The organism is Streptococcus sp. 2100, from assembly GCF_013276335.1.
Lineage (GTDB): Bacteria > Bacillota > Bacilli > Lactobacillales > Streptococcaceae > Streptococcus > Streptococcus pseudopneumoniae.
On record NZ_VMKV01000090.1, the window covers coordinates 1 to 1,585 of the forward strand.

Below are 1,585 nucleotides of genomic sequence, written 5' to 3' on the forward strand. Positions count from 1 at the left end.
TTGAAAATCCTGTTACAATTGACGGAGAAGATGGCTATGTAACCACGACGACGACCTACGATGTCAATCCAGAGACTGGTAAGGTTACCGAAAAGGTTACCGTAGAGAAAAAAGAAGCCACGGATACAGTTATTAAAGTTCCAGCTAAAAGTAAGGTTGAGCGTGAAGTTCTGCCTACAAGTGTTATCCGTTTTGAAAAAGATGAAACTAGAGACCGTAGTGAAAATCCTGTTACAATTGACGGAGAGGATGGCTATGTAATCACGACAAGGACCTACGATGTTGATTCAGAGACTGGTAAGGTTACCGAAAAGGTTACCGTAGAGAAAAAAGAAGCCACGGATACAGTTATTAAAGTTCCAGCTAAAAGTAAGGTTGAGCGTGAAGTTCTGCCTACAAGTGTTATCCGTTTTGAAAAAGATGAAACTAGAGACCGTAATGAAAATCCTGTTACAATTGACGGAGAAGATGGCTATGTAACCACGACGACGACCTACGATGTCAATCCAGAGACTGGTAAGGTTACCGAAACGGTTACTGTTGATAGAAAAGAAGCCACGGATACAGTTATCAAAGTTCCAGCCAAAAGCAAGGTTGACCGCGAAGTCCTTCCTACAAGTGTCATCCGTTATGAAAAAGATGAGAGTAGAGACCGAGGAGCTTCTATTGAGATGATTGATGGAGAGGATGGCTATGTAACTACAACAAGGACCTACGATGTTAATCCAGAGAATGGTCATGTTACCGAAAAGGTTACTGTAGACAGAAAAGAACCGACAGACACAGTTATCAAAGTTCCTGCCAAGAGCAAGGTTGAAGAAGTTCTTGTTCCATTTGCTACTAAATATGAAGCAGATAATGACCTTTCTGCAGGACAGGAGCAAGAGATTACTCTAGGAAAGAATGGGAAAACAGTTACAACGATAACTTATGATGTAGATGGAAAGAGTGGACAAGTAACTGAGAGTACTTTAAGTCAAAAAGAAGACTCTCAAACACGAGTTGTTAAAAAAGGAACCAAGCCCCAAGTTCTTGTCCAAGAAATTCCAATCGAAACAGAATATCTCGATGACCCAACTCTTGATAAAGGTCAAGAAATAGAAGAAGCAGGAGAAATTGGTGAAATTACGCTTACTACAATTTATACTGTAGATGAACGTGATGGAACAATTGAAGAAACTACTTCTCGTCAAATTACTAAAGAGATGGTAAAAAGACGTATAAGGAGAGGGACGAGAGAACCTGAAAAAGTTGTTGTTCCTGAGCAATCATCTATTCCTTCGTATCCTGTATCTGTTACATCTAACCAAGGAACAAACGCAGCAGTAGAATCAGCTAAACCAGTTGCTCCAACAACAGGTTGGAAACAAGAAAATGGTATGTGGTATTTTTATAATACTGATGGTTCCATGGCAACAGGTTGGGTACAAGTGAATGGTTCATGGTACTATCTCAACTCTAACGGTTCCATGGCAACAGGTTGGGCACAAGTGAATGGTTCATGGTACTATCTCAACTCTAACGGTTCCATGGCAACAGGTTGGGCACAAGTGAATGGTTCATGGTACTATCTCAACTCTAACGG

At 40.7% G+C, this 1,585-nt stretch carries 1 protein-coding gene; it reads left to right on the forward strand.

All coding sequences use genetic code 11. From position 1 onward, the window contains the following. Positions 1–1,585: PspC-related protein choline-binding protein 1 (locus HT669_RS10280; protein WP_172933701.1), on the forward strand; the 1,585-nt coding region annotated here is incomplete at both ends.